At 37.7% G+C, this 16,711-nt stretch carries 12 protein-coding genes; 5 read left to right on the forward strand and 7 right to left on the reverse strand.

What is annotated here, in order from left to right; translation table 11 throughout:
- Positions 1-48: 48 nt before the first annotated feature.
- Positions 49-1,452 carry a dipeptidase PepV gene (pepV, locus tag ACKVEV_RS11340; protein ID WP_409370464.1) on the reverse strand — a complete coding sequence of 468 codons (1,404 nt, stop codon included), beginning with the start codon at positions 1,450-1,452 and terminating at the stop codon, positions 49-51.
- A gap of 358 nt (positions 1,453-1,810) precedes the next feature.
- Here pepV and ACKVEV_RS11345 point away from each other — a divergent pair, with 358 nt between their 5' ends.
- On the forward strand, positions 1,811-2,032 hold the full coding sequence (locus ACKVEV_RS11345) for a DeoR family transcriptional regulator (protein ID WP_025220342.1): 222 nt from the start codon (positions 1,811-1,813) through the stop codon (positions 2,030-2,032).
- 139 nt (positions 2,033-2,171) lie between these two features.
- On the forward strand, positions 2,172-3,347 hold the full coding sequence (locus ACKVEV_RS11350) for an MDR family MFS transporter (protein WP_409370465.1): 1,176 nt from the start codon (positions 2,172-2,174) through the stop codon (positions 3,345-3,347).
- Positions 3,348-3,418: 71 nt separating this feature from the next.
- Here the strand turns inward: ACKVEV_RS11350 and ACKVEV_RS11355 are convergent, their stop codons facing one another.
- The 4 genes from ACKVEV_RS11355 to asnB form a co-directional block, all read right to left on the reverse strand.
- Positions 3,419-4,918 (reverse strand): diguanylate cyclase domain-containing protein, encoded by a 1,500-nt coding sequence (locus ACKVEV_RS11355; protein ID WP_409370466.1) that lies wholly within the window; start codon positions 4,916-4,918, stop codon positions 3,419-3,421.
- A 164-nt stretch (positions 4,919-5,082) separates the two neighbouring features.
- On the reverse strand, positions 5,083-5,796 hold the full coding sequence (locus tag ACKVEV_RS11360) for a pseudouridine synthase (RefSeq protein ID WP_409370467.1): 714 nt from the start codon (positions 5,794-5,796) through the stop codon (positions 5,083-5,085).
- A gap of 8 nt (positions 5,797-5,804) precedes the next feature.
- Complete coding sequence (locus ACKVEV_RS11365; protein ID WP_409370468.1) at positions 5,805-7,418, reverse strand: oligosaccharide flippase family protein; 1,614 nt, start codon at positions 7,416-7,418, stop codon at positions 5,805-5,807.
- 222 nt (positions 7,419-7,640) lie between these two features.
- Entirely contained in the window at positions 7,641-9,488 is a 1,848-nt protein-coding gene (gene asnB, locus ACKVEV_RS11370) for an asparagine synthase (glutamine-hydrolyzing) (RefSeq protein WP_409370469.1), read from the reverse strand.
- A gap of 198 nt (positions 9,489-9,686) precedes the next feature.
- Here asnB and ACKVEV_RS11375 point away from each other — a divergent pair, with 198 nt between their 5' ends.
- Complete coding sequence (locus ACKVEV_RS11375; RefSeq protein WP_409370470.1) at positions 9,687-10,937, forward strand: NAD(P)/FAD-dependent oxidoreductase; 1,251 nt, start codon at positions 9,687-9,689, stop codon at positions 10,935-10,937.
- Between the two features lie 312 nt (positions 10,938-11,249).
- On the opposite strand, the gene ACKVEV_RS11380 is transcribed toward ACKVEV_RS11375, so the two are convergent.
- Positions 11,250-11,942 carry an AIM24 family protein gene (locus tag ACKVEV_RS11380; protein ID WP_409370471.1) on the reverse strand — a complete coding sequence of 231 codons (693 nt, stop codon included), beginning with the start codon at positions 11,940-11,942 and terminating at the stop codon, positions 11,250-11,252.
- Between the two features lie 324 nt (positions 11,943-12,266).
- Entirely contained in the window at positions 12,267-13,538 is a 1,272-nt protein-coding gene (locus tag ACKVEV_RS11385) for an OFA family MFS transporter (RefSeq protein WP_402920180.1), read from the reverse strand.
- An 823-nt stretch (positions 13,539-14,361) separates the two neighbouring features.
- On the opposite strand from ACKVEV_RS11385, the gene ACKVEV_RS11390 reads away from it, so the two are divergent.
- Positions 14,362-15,978: an ATP-binding protein gene (locus ACKVEV_RS11390; protein WP_409366602.1), complete on the forward strand. Its 1,617-nt coding sequence runs from the start codon at positions 14,362-14,364 to the stop codon at positions 15,976-15,978.
- The gene (locus ACKVEV_RS11395) at positions 15,975-16,643 is read left to right on the forward strand and encodes a response regulator (protein ID WP_409366603.1); all 669 of its coding nucleotides are present in this window, start codon (positions 15,975-15,977) and stop codon (positions 16,641-16,643) included. The genes ACKVEV_RS11390 and ACKVEV_RS11395 overlap by 4 nt, the downstream gene beginning before the upstream one ends.
- The last annotated feature ends 68 nt before the right edge of the window (positions 16,644-16,711 follow it).

The raw sequence follows: 16,711 nt of genomic DNA on the forward strand, positions 1-16,711 counted from the left end.
CGCTTTTGTATAAGACTTGTTGGTCTCACTCAAGCTTTTGCCTTCACATTACTTCCCTGCAAGTTCTGCAATTGCTTCTGCGTAAATAGCAGCCGCTTTTACTAATTTGTCAACGATAACGTATTCATCCGCGCGATGCATAACGTCTGGATCACCAGGGAATAACATGCCGAATGCCACACCTTTTTTCAATACGCGTGCATACGTACCTCCACCAGTTGACAGTAGAGGTGTTTCGTTATCGCCCGTTTGACGGCGGTAGACACCAGCTAACGTTTGAATAAGCGGATCGTCCTCACTTACATAATGAGGTTTTGAGTTTTCTTGAACATCAAGAGAAAAACCTTTTTCAGCAGCTATACGTTGAGCCTCTGTTATTTTTTCATCAAATGGATACGTTACGGAGTAGCGGAAACTAACGATGATGCTACCTCCTTGCGCCACATCATAAGTTACAATACCTGGATTTAATGTCGTTTTGCCTGACATGTCATCTTCAAATTGTAGAGATAATGCTTGACCATAATGATCTTCATTGAACACATCAACGATAAAATCAACAAATTGCTTGCTTGCTTCTGTCGTCAACTCTTGTTGTAAAAATGCTGCAAGGTAAACAGCTGCATTGACACCCTTCTCAGGTTCCATTGCATGTGCTGCTTTTCCTTTGATAGTTATTATATAGTGAGACCCCTCCATTAATAAAGAGCCTTCTAGCTGATTTTTGCTTAAAAATGTTTGAAAATTCTGTTCGAATTGTGCAGATGCCAATTGAATTGTCGCTTTTGCAAAATCTGGTACCATATTTGAACGCTTGCCAGCATTAAATAGTAGTAGCTGTTCTTTCGTGCTATCCCCAGTTTGATTTTGGGACAATGCAAGCGCAGCGATGCCTTTTTCGGCATTAATCAATGGGAAATCCGCATCTGGTGCGAAACCGATTGTTGGCATTTCCTCGTTTTCAAAGTAGTGGTCGACACAGCGGAAGCCTGTTTCTTCATCTGTACCGATAATCATGCGAACTCGTTTATTTAATTGAATACCTGCATCTTTTACAAGCTTCATGCCCATCCAAGCAGCAATTGTTGGACCTTTATCGTCAATCGCACCTCGCGCGAATAATTTTCCGTCTGCGACCGTGCCACTAAAAGGTGGATAAGTCCAATTTGTTTCATCACCAACGGGTACAACATCTACATGACATAAAATACCAAGTAAATCTTCTCCTTGACCCATTTCGATATGGCCAGCATAATTATCAATATTTTTTGTGCGAAGCCCTTCAGCTTCCCCTTTTGCTAGCATGTATTCGAGTGCCTTTAACGGGCCTTCACCAAACGGCACTTCTGCTGATATCGTATTTTCATCATAGACACTATTAATTTGCACAAGCTCTTGCAATTCCTGTATTAATTCATCCTGTCTTTCTGTTGCAGCTTTTAACCAATCCATCTTATGTACCTCCTGTAATTTATAATAAGATTATTCTACTCTTTACAACGAAAAATACAATGATATTTCTAACTATCATTTGCCTATCTTCCCTTTACACTACCACATATAGCATGATTTTCACTAATCTCCACTAAATACAGCGCAAATTTTATGTATATATTGTAAATTTCTATTGCATTGACTAGAAAAACGACTCATTTTTTTATATAATAGAGTTATCAGAATTGTTGTTCTGAACATAAAAATTAGAAAAGGGGATGTCTAAGGCAGCTACTTAATAGCCTCAGTGCACTCCGCACATAATGTCGTCCGCTAGTCTTTGCCAAGAGAATTAAGATGAAGGAGTGGTTCATTTATGAAACCAACTACTGATCGAATGCTTAATCGTATTAAAGACGTGTACATGTTTATTTTAGACAAAGGAACCGTGTCTACACAGGATTTAGTCGAAGAGTTTAGCATCACTCCTCGCACCGTTCAAAGAGATTTGAACGTGTTAGCCTTTAACGATTTGGTGATGAGTCCAAGTCGAGGCAAATGGACAACGACGAGTAAAAAAGTAAAATTGACGTCTTAGTTTTTGCGCACATTGCGTAAAGCATTTAGTTTGGGAAAAGAATGGCCTTTCGTCGGGGTCATTCTTTTTTTCTATTTACAAAGCCCTTCACAATCCGTTACACTCGAAACATTCTACATGTTGAGAGGAGGATATTTTTATGAAACTATCCAAAATGTTTCATCCACTTGTTTGGATTATTCTAGGCGGAACGATCTTTACACGTATTGCAAGCTTTATGGCAATGCCTTTTTTAGCTATCTATTTACATAACGAAATTGATGCCTCCCCTTTACAAATAGGGTTGACCATAGGTATCGCCCCACTGATTTCCACAGTAGGTGGATTTTTTGGCGGGTATTTAACCGATCGGTTTGGTCGAAAAAGTGTCATTTTACTGACGATACTCATTTGGAGTATTGTATTTTTCGGCTTTGCAACAGCCCATTCGATTTGGTTCTTCATCATACTTAATGCACTAAACGGTTTATGTCGTTCATTCTTCGAGCCTTCCACACAAGCATTAATGATTGATTTTACGCCGGCTGACAAACGAAAAAGGTTGTTTTCGTTACGCTATACAGCTATTAATATTGCCGCTGTAATTGGACCTCTTATTGGTGTTTATATCGCTACGTTATCCAGTCCTAGCATTCCATTTATGTTGACAGGTGTTATGTACATTATTTATGCGATCTTTTTGTTATTCGTCTTGAATCGTTATGAAATGCAGCAACAAAAGGCTATCACGCAAACAAAAGTACTACAAACCTTTACGATTTTATTAACAAATCGTGTATTACTAAGTTTTATTTTCGGTGCAATTTTAATTAATATTGGCTATTCTCAATTCGACTCCACACTTCCACAACTGATTGAGCTTAAAATTGTAGAGGGTGCCAAGCTCTATTCCCTATTAATTTCATTAAATGCAGCGGTCGTTCTTTTATTGCAATTACCGATTAGTATATTTTCAGAGCGTTTTTCATCATCAACGATTCTGCTTATCGGCATTTTGTTTTTTGCCGTTGGGTTAGCGTTATTTGGCGTTTCAACAAACTATCCACTGTTCATCTGTGCAATGGTTATTTTTACGATTGGTGAAATATTTGCCTTTCCTACGATGAATGTGATGATTGATGAAATTGCGCCAGAGACACAAAAAGCTACCTATTTAGGGGCTGCCCAATTTAAAAATTTAGGCGGCTTTATTGGTCCCATTATAGGGGGCTGGCTGTTAACGCACTATATTGACTTTATGTTTGTAGTGATTGCTGTTCTTGTATTAGGTAGTTCCTTATTTTACCGCTCTAAAACACAACAAATTGTCGAATAGAGTGCCTTATAAAAAGGAGCAAGGCAAGTAGGGTTGCTACACCTACATGCCTCGCTCCTTCACTGTTTCTTTTATTCTGTCACAGCTACCTCATCGTAACTTGAGTATCTATCTTTACCTGCTTTTTTTGACTGATATAAAGCTTTATCTGCTCTTTCAAATAAACTTAACTCTGATTCATTTGGGCTTTCACAAATAACGCCGCCCATGCTTACCGAAAGAACCGACCATTTACTATGATCGATATTTTTAATGCGCCGGATTTTCGCCAAAATGGCATTCGCTAATTGCTCCATAAACGCCTCATTCGCATCATACAAAACAATGGCAAATTCATCTCCACCAAATCTCACAACAAAGCCTTCCGTTTCGACAACTTCATTTAAAATGGTAGCCGTTTTAATAAGAATTTTATCACCTTCAGCATGACCGAATTGATCATTTACTTGTTTAAAGTTATCTAAATCAATTAATAATAATCCAGGCGTATTATTTTTTCTTTTTTTTAATAATTTATCCATTTTGCTAATATAGGTTGCACGGTTAAAGACATTTGTTAGCGGATCGTAGGTAGCAAGTTGAATTGTTTTTGAAAACAATCTATTAATAACGACGAGCATAATAAAAGCTGTTACTAACGCAATCATCAGGACAAACCAAAACTGTTTCGTATTATTGGCAAGTGCGTTCAACTCTGTTTCATTACCGTACTTCACATAGACGACACGTTTTGACGATGCGCCACGTACCGCTTCAGCTTCATAGGGTAAAAATCGATTTGTTTCAATATAGCCATTTGCTAATTTTCGCTGATATTCAGTTGGCTTCATTGTGCGAAGAGCCTCTTTAAAATACTGCTGAAATTGTTGTGATTGATGTTCCACTGTAATTCGCGTAGATTCAGTATCAGAAAAAAATACGCCGCCCGCATTAATTGTTTGGACATCTAGCAAATCATCATACTTTTCAATAAGATAAGAAGCGGTTTTCCCAAAATTAAATGTTTGATAAACAGGTACTTCACTTAATTTTAGACCGAGCTCGAATAAATATTTTTTATCGGGTGTTGCCAAATAACTAAATTTCCGATATTGCCCCGTCGTTGTGGAAATATCAATACCATCTGTATAAAATTGTCCACTCTCTCTACGTTCATCTAATAGTGCAGAGAAGTTTTTACAACAGCGGGAAAAGTCGAAGCCTTGATCTTGGTCGAACGTTGTATAAATGACCGTATTTGTTCGGTCTAATATGTATATATCCATACCATATTGCTTTTTCAATTGCTGTAAATTCCATGTATCGATATTTGGATTTTTTTCATAATAGGCTACTAATGCTCGTAGCTGTTGTTCCATCTTATCCGAAATATTTGTATCAAAATAAAAGTGTGCATTATCTACCGATTGCATATCCGTTAAAATATGATTTTCAATTAATGTTCGATTACTAGCTTCTTGGTTTTCAATATTTGCGATAAGAATTTGCCTATTCACATAAGAAATGACAGCAACTAGTATTAATGCAAAAGCAATTAAAGATAATAATAATTTAATCCGTAGTTTTTTCATTAACATGTCCTCTACTTATCTTCACTATCATTTTTTGATTTTAAAAATTTTTCGGTACGTCAACTTCCTCCACGATATTTTATTGATATATCATATTATACAATTATTGGGACAAACATGTAAAAAAATCCTCGCTACTAAACAAATTAGCACCGAGGATTTCTTTACTCTCTATTTTGTAAGCCCGCCAATTCGTCAGGCGTTAACTCACGATATTCACCTAACGCTAAACTTTCATCGAGTTGTAAGCTCCCCATTGAAAGGCGCTTTAAGTAAATTACACGTTTACCAACCGCCTCAAACATCCGTTTCACCTGATGAAATTTACCTTCTTGTATCGTCAATTCAATTTCGGATTGCGGACCAGATTTCAAAATAACAAGCTCACCTGGCTTCGTAGTATAGCCATCATCTAGCTCCACACCACGAGCAAATTTCTCGCCATCCTCTTCTGTCACAATGCCTTCTATTTTTGCGTAGTACACCTTTGGTACATGCTTCTTTGGAGATAATAAATTATGTGCCAAAACACCATCATTCGTTAACAGCAATAAACCTTCAGTATCTTTATCTAAACGACCGACTGGAAATGGCTGAAAATGCTGATGTAAAGGGTCTAATAAGTCAATAACTGTTTCATCTCGTAAATCTTCTGTGGCCGATATGACACCTGGTGGCTTATTCATCATATAATAGACAAATTCCGTGTAGACAACACGTTCCCCATAGACCACAACATTTTGCTGTGCTGGATCAACATGCATGGCTGCATCTTTTACATAGGTACCATCAACTGATACGGCCTTTTGTTTTAGGAGTTGTTTAACTTCCTTTCGTGAGCCGTAGCCCATATTGGCTAGTAATTTATCTAAACGCATAATTCCTCCTATTTAATTCCCAATTTACTTGTTATACGTGTTATTCGTTCGCCAAGTAATTTTTGTGCTAAGCCAAGGCGTAATGATAAGTAGCCGTAAATCGCAACGCCTACTGCCGCACAAATTATAGAGTAAATAAGTGCAGAGAATTTACTATCCACTGGCCCCATTACAAGCTCTAATAGTTTGTGGAAAATTAAAACGCCAATTGCCATCGCGGCTGTTAACAATGCAATAAGTAGTACGCGACGAATGACCATTACGGATTTATAATTCAACGTTTTTCTAAGCACTAACATATTAATAATAATGGAGACACTATAGCCAATGGCAGTTGCCAAAATAGCGCCATCTGCTTCTAGCCAACGAATAAACGAAATGTTAAGGGCTAGCTTTACTAAAATACCTGACAGTAAGCTGAAAACAATCCATTTTTGGAAGTCAATGCCCTGTAACAGTGCAGCGGTCACTTGGAACAACGCAAATAAAATCGCCACTGGTGCATAGTGGGCTAAAATCGTTGCACCCATTTCACTTTCCGAGTAAAGCAGAAAATAAATTTCGTTTGCTAGTAATGAAATACCAACAACGGCTGGTAATGTAATAAAAATTAATACTTGATATGTTTTATCCATTGCATTCCGTAACGATAAATATTCACCTTGTGTAAAATATTTTGTTATTGTCGGCACAAGCGCACTGGAAAAACCTGTAGCTAACATAACTGGGATAATTACAACTTTATGTGTTGTAAAGTTGATCATCGATAAATATTCATCTGTCACTTTTGCTAAGCCAATGGAACTCATCGCCCCGTTAAACGTCACCATATCCACTAATTGGAATAATGGATTGGCTACCCCAACAAACACCATAGGTATCGAATACGTAATGACTTCTTTATAAATATCTGACATCGGTAGCTGTGTTGACGTGATACTTTGACTACGCAATAAATTAAATTCAGGCTGGTATTTTTTCCAATAGTAATAGAGCACCATTAAACCGCCAATGGCTCCAATAAATGCTGCAAATACAGCAAAAGAAACGGCCGTTTCAGGTTTGCCATTAAAGACAACGACTACTAAGAAAGAACCACCTAATAACACGACAATTCGGACAATTTGCTCCACTAACTGCGAAACTGCTGTTGGTTGCATTTTGTCATAGCCTTGGAAAAAACCACGCCATAAACTCATAAATGGCACAACAATTAGTGCAAAACTGACCCAGCGAATAACAGAAGCTATTTGCTCAACAGTAAATTTTTGCTCATCACTTTTGATTACAAGCTCACCAATGGGTGTTGCCAAAATAAAGAGTGCAGCAAAGGACAGAATACCTGTTATCATCATAATCAGTATGCCTGACTTCATCAGCTTACGTCCTGATTGATAATCGCCCATTGCATTGTATTTGGAAACAAATTTAGAAACAGCGATCGGTGCACCCGAAATCGCTATTGCGAGCATAATTGAGTAAGGAATATAGGCATATTGATAAAGCGCGATATTTTCCTGCCCGACAATCGCATAAAAGGGGAAAACATAAATTAATCCAAGCACTTTGGATAAAAACATCCCTAATGTTAATATCGCAGTACCTTTCATTAAATTGGACATCGTATCCATCCATTCATTAGTAAAATCAAGATTGAAAAGTGATCTATCCTCACTTTTGATTCATTAAAACAAGTAAACCAACTGTTATCTTAACATATTTACAAGAAAACAGATGCATAATTACACTGAAAAGTTTTTGCTACTTGCCATCAATTCTAAAGTACTCCCAAAAAAATAGCGGTTCAAAAAATCAAATCGATTCTTTGAACTGCTACTTCTATTTTACATATCAACAAAGAATTGTTTATACCATACTAGGAACACATAAGCTGTCCAAATATAGCGACCACGATTTGCTTTGCCTTCATAATGTTCATCTAAATAGCCAACTAATTGTTTCGTATCGAAAAATTCATTGGCAAAGTCTGTTGTGAACATGTCTTTCACCATATTGTAGTACTTTTCTTCACGCAACCAGTGGCGAATCGGTACAGGGAAACCAAGCTTTGGACGTTTTGCCCATTCCTCTGGTAATTCCTGATGTGCCGCTTGACGAAGCACGTATTTCGTATCGATATCATTTACACGATATCTAGACGGAATATCTTTTGCTAGCTCCATCACTTCTTTATCTAAAAATGGTACGCGTAATTCAATAGAATGCGCCATACTCATTTTATCGGCTTTTAATAAAATATCACCAGGCATCCATAAATTTAAATCTAAATACTGCATTTTTGTGACATCATCATCACCTGGCACTTCATCATAAATACGTTTTGTAATTGTTTGGACAGAAGGACCGTTTTTGTAGTCAGGTTTTAGAACATTTAATGCATCATCCTCATCCCAAACAACGGCTTCCCCAATAAAGCGCTCTTCTACTGTTTGACCGCCTTTTACTAGGAAATGCGTGTATTGGTTTTTAGGTAACGCCTCGGCGATTCCTCGTAATGCTTTACGAAGACCAAATGGTACTTTCTCGTATTTTTTCATTCTGCCAGAGTTTTGGTACCAAGAATAACCTCCGAAAATTTCATCTGCACCTTCACCAGATAGCACGACAGTGACATCTTTCGCAGCTAGCTCTGATAAGAAGTACAGCGGCACTGACGATGGATTTGATTGTGGCTCATCCATATGCCATTGAATTTTCGGTAATGCTTCAAAGCACTCATCCGCCGAAATGTATTTACGCTCATTTTGAATATTTAACGTATCCGATAAATCTTTTGCTAAGTTTGTCTCATTGAACATATCTTCATAATCAGAGAAACCAACAGAGAATGATTTATCTGGACGTAATAATGACGTTATATAACTAGAATCAATACCGCCAGATAGGAAAGATCCAACTTTAACATCACTAATTTGGTGAGCATCGACAGATTCTTTCACTGTTGAGCGAATATCTTCCACATATTTCTCGATTGGTGCTTCTTTTGCATGGAATTTTTTATCCCAATATTGCACAATTTGTTTTTGTCCATTTTGAATAACCATATAGTGCGCTGGTGGTAATTTGAACACACCTTTAAAGAATGTTTCGTCCATTGAAGAATACTGGAATGTTAAATAAGGACGTAATGCGTCTTTGTTTAATTCTTTAATGAATGCCGGATGTGGCATGAAAGATTTAATTTCTGAACCAAAAATAAATGTTCCATCCGTCGTGTTTTCCGTATAATACAGCGGTTTAATACCGAAGCCATCACGTGCGATAAATTGTAAATCATTCTTTTTATCCCAAATACAGAACGCGAACATACCGCGAAGCTGCTTGACGAATTCTACACCGTACTGGATATAACCGAAAATTAATACTTCACTATCTGATTTCGTTTTAAACGTATGACCTTTTGCTTGTAGGTCTTCGCGTAACTCTTGGAAATTATATATCTCCCCATTGAAAACAAGCACGATGTTGCCATCTGGGCTATAAAGAGGTTGATTTGCCACGTCTGATAAGTCAATTATACTTAAACGACGGAAACCTAACGTTACTTTATCGTCACTATGAATACCACCACTATCCGGTCCACGGTGAATAATCGTATTCATCATATTTTCAATTGTTTGGTGATGATCAATCACATTTGTTCCATTAATATAGCCAATAAATCCGCACATCTATTTTTTCACCTCATAATTTAGTGCATAACCTCTACCATCATAGCACGAAAAGCCATTCATTTCATGCTGTCATTATAGATAAAAAATTATAATGCACTTTATTATAATTTTCAATGTAAAGTAGCCGCCCTCTATAAAGACTTCATGTATAATAGGAAAGGTTCCTAAAAAAGAAAAGAAAGTGAGTTCACATATATGTATGATGTTATCGTTATCGGTGGTGGCCCTTCTGGCTTAATGGCTGCTATCGCCGCTGGAGAACGAAAAAAGAAAGTTTTACTCCTCGAAAAAGGGACAAAGCTTGGTAAAAAGCTAGCCATCTCTGGTGGTGGTCGCTGTAATGTAACGAACCGACTACCCGTTGAAGAAATCGTTAAACATATTCCTGGCAACGGCCGTTTTTTATATAGCCCTTTTACTGTTTATAACAATGAAGATATTATTGCCTTTTTTGAAGGCCTAGGCGTGGCATTAAAAGAAGAAGATCATGGTCGTATGTTCCCTGTATCCAACCGTGCGCAAGATGTCGTCGATGCACTTATTCGTCAATTACAGCGACTACATGTTGAAGTACGCTTAAACACACCTGTTAACAAGTTACTAATGGATGAGGAAAAAATTATTGGTGTACGTTTAGCAGACGGTACAGAAGTCCGTTGTGAAGCCGTAGTCGTTGCCGTTGGCGGGAAAGCAGTGCCTCAAACAGGTTCAACGGGTGACGGCTATCCTTGGGCAGAACGTGCTGGCCATAATGTGACTACATTATTCCCAACTGAAGTACCGATTTTATCGAAGGAAGACTTTATTCAAACAAGAGAGCTCCAAGGATTAGCTTTACGAGATGTCGCGGTTTCAGTTCTCAATAAAAAAGGCAAAACACTCGTTACACACCAAATGGACATGCTCTTTACGCATTTCGGCTTAAGTGGCCCTGCTGTTTTACGCTGTAGTCAATTTGTCGTCAAGGAATTGATGAAAACTGGTTACGAGCCAGTCACAATGCGTATCCAAACACTTGTAGATTACAATGAAGAAACTTGTTTGCAGTACTTAAATAAGCTAATTAAAGAAGAGCCAAAAAAAGCGGTGAAAAATGTTTGGAAAGGCGTAGCACCGGAACGCTGGTTATTGTTTTTATGCGATCGCGCCAATATTGATGTCCAAATGACTGGTACTGAATTATCTCAAGAAAAAATTCGCGCTTTAGCACAATTACTTGTCAATTTCACCATGACGGTGAGCGGCACGCAATCGCTCGACAAAGCATTTGTGACAGGTGGAGGCGTTTCTGTCAAAGAAATCGAACCAAAAACGATGGCATCGAAGAAAAAGGCCGGCTTATTTTTCTGTGGTGAGATTTTAGATATTCATGGCTATACAGGCGGCTACAATATTACATCTGCGCTCGTGACAGGACGAATTGCAGGCATGAACGCCGCTTTGTAAAATCTCGATTTCATCTGGCCATGACTAAGGGACATAGATATAAGAGAAAAAGAGTTAGATTGACTGCCATCAATCTAACTCTTTTTGCAATGCCGTTGATGTCCGCTACGGCGGTGCTTTCCGCGGGCACACACGTAAGCCGCAACCCTCGCTACGCGCGGTTTGTTGCGTCTTACGTTCTGTGCGTTCCCGCAGGAGTCACCGCCTTCGCTACCATCAACTAATGCTCTTCCAATATTAATATTAATTGCAGATGAATGATTCAACGGATTAAGTCCCACATTAAAATACTGTTGTACTGTTAAGCCTCTATTAACTTTCACTAGACAAATAGACTTCTTCGTATGGTTGGATAATGACAAATCCTTCGCCTGAGAATGCCATTTGAATCGATTCACCACTGCCACGTCCAATAAACGTACGGAAGCTAATATCTGTTTTAAATTCAGGGGTTAAATTGCCTGACCATGCAACTGTTGCATGTGGGTCTGTATAAACCGTCTCACCTGGCTTCACTAATAATGTTAACGGCTCAAAATGGGTTGTAATGGCTACCTTGCCTCTTCCTTGTAACGTTACATTGAATAAGCCACCAGACATTATACCCGCCATTTTCCGCATTAAATGAATATCCCAATTAATAGTTGGTTCAAACGCTAATAAGTCATTACCGTTGACACAAAGACTCTCATCTTGCAAATCAAAAATGGTCACTTTTTTCCCTTGATCTGCTAAATAAAGACGGCCTTTACCTTTCGCTTTCATCAGTTGTGTTCCTTCGCCAGTCAAAGCTTTTTTAAACATTTTTGAAAGACCATGCTCTAACACGCGTTCACGCTCAAACTTAATATCGCCTATGTATGAAATCATAGCCCCCATTTTCGACCAGACTTCACCATCTAAATTTACCTCTAATACACGTTCTGTTTCTAACGCAAAAAACTCGTTCATATAATCATCTTGTTGGGTTGTCTGAACAAACTCGTTTATTGAATATTTCCCCATATCTTCCGCCTCCTTCATATCCTTATATACGTCACGAGTTGCGAAAAGATTCACCAACATCTGCAATCTAATACGATCATTTTGATATTTTTCTTAAGAAATCTACGCTCTCTATCCAAACAATATCGTTGCAAAAATTCTCTTTTAGAACCAAAATCACTTTAATTACCATAATGTTATTGACAGCAAACTACCACTGTTATATGTTAGACGAAGATTAATCAAGTGTTATATAACAATTACTACAAATAAAAAACCGCATCAGTGTCATATGCGAAATGACACTCATACGGCTATACTTTCAAGTGCGAATTAACAATAAAATTAGCGTGTAGCGGAGACGTCTCCAACTTTTTGTGATGCTGCTTTTAATGCTGTTTGTTTACGTACATCAGCACGTAACGTGATAGCAATAATAAATGAAATGGCAATTAAACCTGCAAAGATATAAAAGACAGGAATGTAACTGTCATAAGCATTTCTAATCGTACTCACTAGAAGTGGACCAAATACACCACCTAATGACCAAGTTGTCAGTAAATAACCATGGATAACGCCAAGTTGCTTCGTACCAAATAAATCACTTGCGAATGCAGGTAAGTTTGAGAAGCCACCACCATAACAACTAACTACTAAGAAAATAAGTGCTTGGAAAATAATAACGTTTGTCGTATGTGGTAATACGATAAATGTAATAAGTTGTGCTGTAAAGAAAATAACAAAGACGTTTGGACGACCAATATAATCAGAGACAGCAGCCCAAATTAAGCGACCACCACCATTGAATAACCCCATTACACCTACCATTGCTGCGGCACCCGCAACTGATAAGCCTACAATTTCCTGTGCCATCGGTGATGCTACTGAAATCATCATAATACCCGCTGTAACATTGACTAAATGCATTGACCATAACATCCAGAAATGCTTCGTTTTGACAGCTTCACGAGCTGACATAACAGCTAAATCTGTTTTCACTACTTCCTTGCCTTTTTCTGAAGCCGCTTTCATATTCGCAGGCATATAACCTGGTTTTGGCGGCGCAATATATGAAGCCCCTAAAATCATTAACGTGAAGTAACATGCCCCTAAAATAAAGTAAGTTGTAGAAATACCGACTGCTTCCATTAAGTTCGCTGCTACCGGCGCAGTAATCAGTGCACCTGAACCAAACCCTAATACAGCCATACCTGTTGCTAAACCACGACGATCTGGGAACCATTTAACTAATGTTGAGACAGGCGCAATATAACCAATCCCCATACCTAGTCCACTTAATAAGCCGTAAGTTAGCCAGTACAATGTCACAGAATCCATCGAAATCGCAACACCTGCTCCTGCTTGTCCTGCTCCAAACAGTACAGCAGCTACCATCGCCGATTTACGAGGCCCCATTTTTTCTACTAAACTACCAAATAGCGCTGCTGAAAACCCTGCAAGCCCCATCATAATTGTAAAAGCAATCGTAACCTTTGTTTCACTCCATCCCATTTCTGTGACAATCGGTAGCTTGTATACACTGTATGCATAAGCTCCACCAATCGAAAGGTGAATGGCGATCGCAGATAATGCAATTAACCATCTATTTTTATTCATAAATTCTCATTTCTCCCCTCTTTTGCTACCTGTGAAAATTCTATGAACGTCCATGTAAAACAATTTACCACTTATAATTATTCAAATGCAAGATGTTTTTCTAAAAAATATTATTTCTCCAAAAAGTTTTTTATCACACTAGATATATCAAAAACAATCCAATCCTTACTCTCTGTAAGTAAAAAGGCGCTTATCGAACAATATCACTAACATAATTTAGAGATTATTATTTTTCTACTGTACTTAATTGATTGTAATAAACTATTTCAATATAATTAAAAATGTGCATACCTTCACATACCAACGAATGCTTTTCCCCACAAGCCATGCAAATTACAAATAAAAAGACGTATGCAACAAGAACAACCGAATAATGGTCATACAGAAATATTAGGAACAAAAGAGAATTTTAAAACGATAATAAAGAAATTTTTTCCCACACAAAACCTTCACTTCATTTATAAGATAAGTAAACAAACCCATTAAATGATTAAATTGTAATTTATTTAACAACAACAGCTTGTATATCGTCTTTTCCTTCTACTGTTACTAATTATTTTTTATTATTCAAATATAAATTTTCTAATTTACAGAAAAATACCAATTATTGCTGTGACTACAACACTTCTACTGCCCCTTAACCTAATTGTTATAGAACACAACTAAAACCGATTCTATAAATCTGTAATTGTATTACAACAAGCAATCTTTTGTGTTACTTTAATATAGAATGATAGTCCTAGTACATTGCTAGAAAAATGGGTTTCGTCTATCTCCATTAAATAAGAAGTACTTACATACCGAAACATACACGACAGAGGTGATGAATCGAGCAAAGGTTGCTTTTTTGGCATTCCTTTTCATTGTTATGAAAAATATATCATTACGACTCAAAATGTTTATCTTTTCGTTTATTATTGTGATTTTTTCAATCTCGACGAGCGGGGCCATTATGATTCATAATCTTGCTGGTGCTTTAGAAAAGGAATTCGGGGCCCGTGCTATAGCGATAGCAAGAACAGTTTCCCAGCTTACTGAAGTACAAAATAATGTAGGGACGAAAGCGGGATTTGATATTATTCAGCCAATTGCAGAACGGATACGCTTAACAACTGATGTGGATTACATTGTCATTATCGATATGAATCGTATTCGGTATTCACATCCATCTGAAAGTAAGCTCGGCACTGTGTTTGAAGGTGGCGATGAAATAGAAGCTTTCTCTCAACATGAGTACATCTCGAAAGCACGCGGCGTACTAGGCTATTCCATTCGCGCATTCGTTCCCATTATGAATGAGGAAGGTACGAAACAAGTAGGTGTTATTACTGTTGGGCTGCTCGCACCAAAATGGTATAACCTTCTAGATGAATATCAATTCGATATATTGGTCTCACTATTTTGGGGCTTAGTCATAGGGTTAGGAGAATCTGTATGGGTTGCTAACCATTTAAAACGTCAAACTTTTAACTTGGAGCCTTACGAAATCGCCCGACTAGTAGAAGAACGCTCAGGCATTATCCAAGCAATGGATATCGGTATTTTAGCTACCGATGAAAGTGGCAATGTAACGTTTATTAATCGTTTAGCAAGGCAGTATACGCATTTCTTTGGGCAAAAAGTTTCCCGAAAAACTTTGTTTAAAGACACTTGGCTTGCGGAAGATACGATTCATCAACACGAAATCTATCGACCACTGCTAATGTTCGAGCAAATGTATTTAGTACGAACCATTCCCATTCGCATTATGGAACAAAACGCGGGCTATCTTATTATGTTAACTGACCGCAAAGAAGCGAATATGCTTGCTGAAGAATTAACAGGGATTAAAATGCTCGTCGATTCTTTACGAGCACAACAACACGAATATATGAATCGCCTTCATAGTATTGCTGGACTTATACAATTAGAACGCAATGACGATGCTTTGAGCCTTATTATCGATGAAATTACAGATGAAGAGGAACTGATTCAAAGCTTGCATGATAAATTTCAAGATTATTCAATTCAAGGCTTATTACTTGGTAAGTTCTCACGCGCTAAGGAACTTGGGGTGGAGCTGACAATTGATGAACATTCAAATCTTATAGACTTTATGAGTGGCTTATCAAGTGGCGATGTTATAACGATTATCGGCAACTTATTGGACAATGCCATGGAAGCTTGCTTTGAATGTACCGATAAGGATGTGCACTTGACGATTATTGGTGATAAGCATTATTTATTTATTGAAGTACAGGACAGTGGTAAAGGCATTGAAGGCTTACCACAACGCATTTTCGATTATGGATTTAGCACGAAACAAAAAGAAGGACATGGCATAGGGCTTGCCCTTGTCAAACAAATTGTAGAATCCAACAATGGCACAATTCAAGTAGATTCAACTGTTCAACTTGGCACAACCATTACAATTAAAATAGGGGTGACAGAAGCACAATGAGCAAATATACCGTTTTTATCGTAGAAGATGATCCCATGGTCCTTGAGGTAAACAAAGGTTTCTTAAATAAAATGAAAGGTTTTCAGCTTATAGGTGAGGCAGCGAATGGACGTGAAGCTTATGAAAAAATTATTATTCAACAGCCAAACCTCATTTTACTGGATATGTTCTTACCTGATATGACCGGCATGGAATTGTTTTTAAAAATTCGGGCGCAGCGTATTCCTTCCGACATTATTATGATTACAGCGGCTCGAGATGCCCCGACAGTTCAAGAATCACTAAGACTCGGTGCAATCGATTATTTAATAAAGCCTTTTCGGTTTGATCGTTTTGAGAAAGCTTTACTGCAATATAAAAATGCTACAAAAAATTTACTAACTACAACGACGATTAACCAAGAACATATCGATCAGTGGTTAGGCTTACAACACGACATGCAAGAACTCCCAAAAGGTTTGAACAACATAACGATGGAGCAAATTTTAAGTTACTTAACGAGCCACCGAGCACCTATTACTTCTGAGCAGCTTGCACAAAATGTTGGTATGGCGAGAGTAACAGTACGGAAGTATTTAGACTTTTTAGCGACAAAGGGCTCTGTGCATATTGAATTAAAATACGGTACTGTTGGACGACCTACCAAATACTATTCGTTGAAATGAAATAGTTGTGTTGTCCCGACAATTAATAAGAATCTGCACCTTTTCATGGGTAAATTCCCGCAAAGATT

Origin of the sequence: Lysinibacillus sp. 38-6 (genome assembly GCF_046245175.1) — a bacterium.
Classification (GTDB): domain Bacteria; phylum Bacillota; class Bacilli; order Bacillales_A; family Planococcaceae; genus Lysinibacillus.

Excerpts from the sequence above, each read along its gene's own strand:
- pepV (WP_409370464.1), bottom strand. The coding sequence starts at position 1,452 with ATGGATTGGTTAAAAGCTGCAACAGAAAGACAGGATGAATTAATACAG.
- ACKVEV_RS11345 (WP_025220342.1), top strand. The coding sequence starts at position 1,811 with ATGAAACCAACTACTGATCGAATGCTTAATCGTATTAAAGACGTGTAC.
- ACKVEV_RS11350 (WP_409370465.1), top strand. The coding sequence starts at position 2,172 with ATGAAACTATCCAAAATGTTTCATCCACTTGTTTGGATTATTCTAGGC.
- ACKVEV_RS11355 (WP_409370466.1), bottom strand. The coding sequence starts at position 4,918 with ATGAAAAAACTACGGATTAAATTATTATTATCTTTAATTGCTTTTGCA.
- ACKVEV_RS11360 (WP_409370467.1), bottom strand. The coding sequence starts at position 5,796 with ATGCGTTTAGATAAATTACTAGCCAATATGGGCTACGGCTCACGAAAG.
- ACKVEV_RS11365 (WP_409370468.1), bottom strand. The coding sequence starts at position 7,418 with ATGTCCAATTTAATGAAAGGTACTGCGATATTAACATTAGGGATGTTT.
- asnB (WP_409370469.1), bottom strand. The coding sequence starts at position 9,488 with ATGTGCGGATTTATTGGCTATATTAATGGAACAAATGTGATTGATCAT.
- ACKVEV_RS11375 (WP_409370470.1), top strand. The coding sequence starts at position 9,687 with ATGTATGATGTTATCGTTATCGGTGGTGGCCCTTCTGGCTTAATGGCT.
- ACKVEV_RS11380 (WP_409370471.1), bottom strand. The coding sequence starts at position 11,942 with ATGGGGAAATATTCAATAAACGAGTTTGTTCAGACAACCCAACAAGAT.
- ACKVEV_RS11385 (WP_402920180.1), bottom strand. The coding sequence starts at position 13,538 with ATGAATAAAAATAGATGGTTAATTGCATTATCTGCGATCGCCATTCAC.
- ACKVEV_RS11390 (WP_409366602.1), top strand. The coding sequence starts at position 14,362 with ATGAATCGAGCAAAGGTTGCTTTTTTGGCATTCCTTTTCATTGTTATG.
- ACKVEV_RS11395 (WP_409366603.1), top strand. The coding sequence starts at position 15,975 with ATGAGCAAATATACCGTTTTTATCGTAGAAGATGATCCCATGGTCCTT.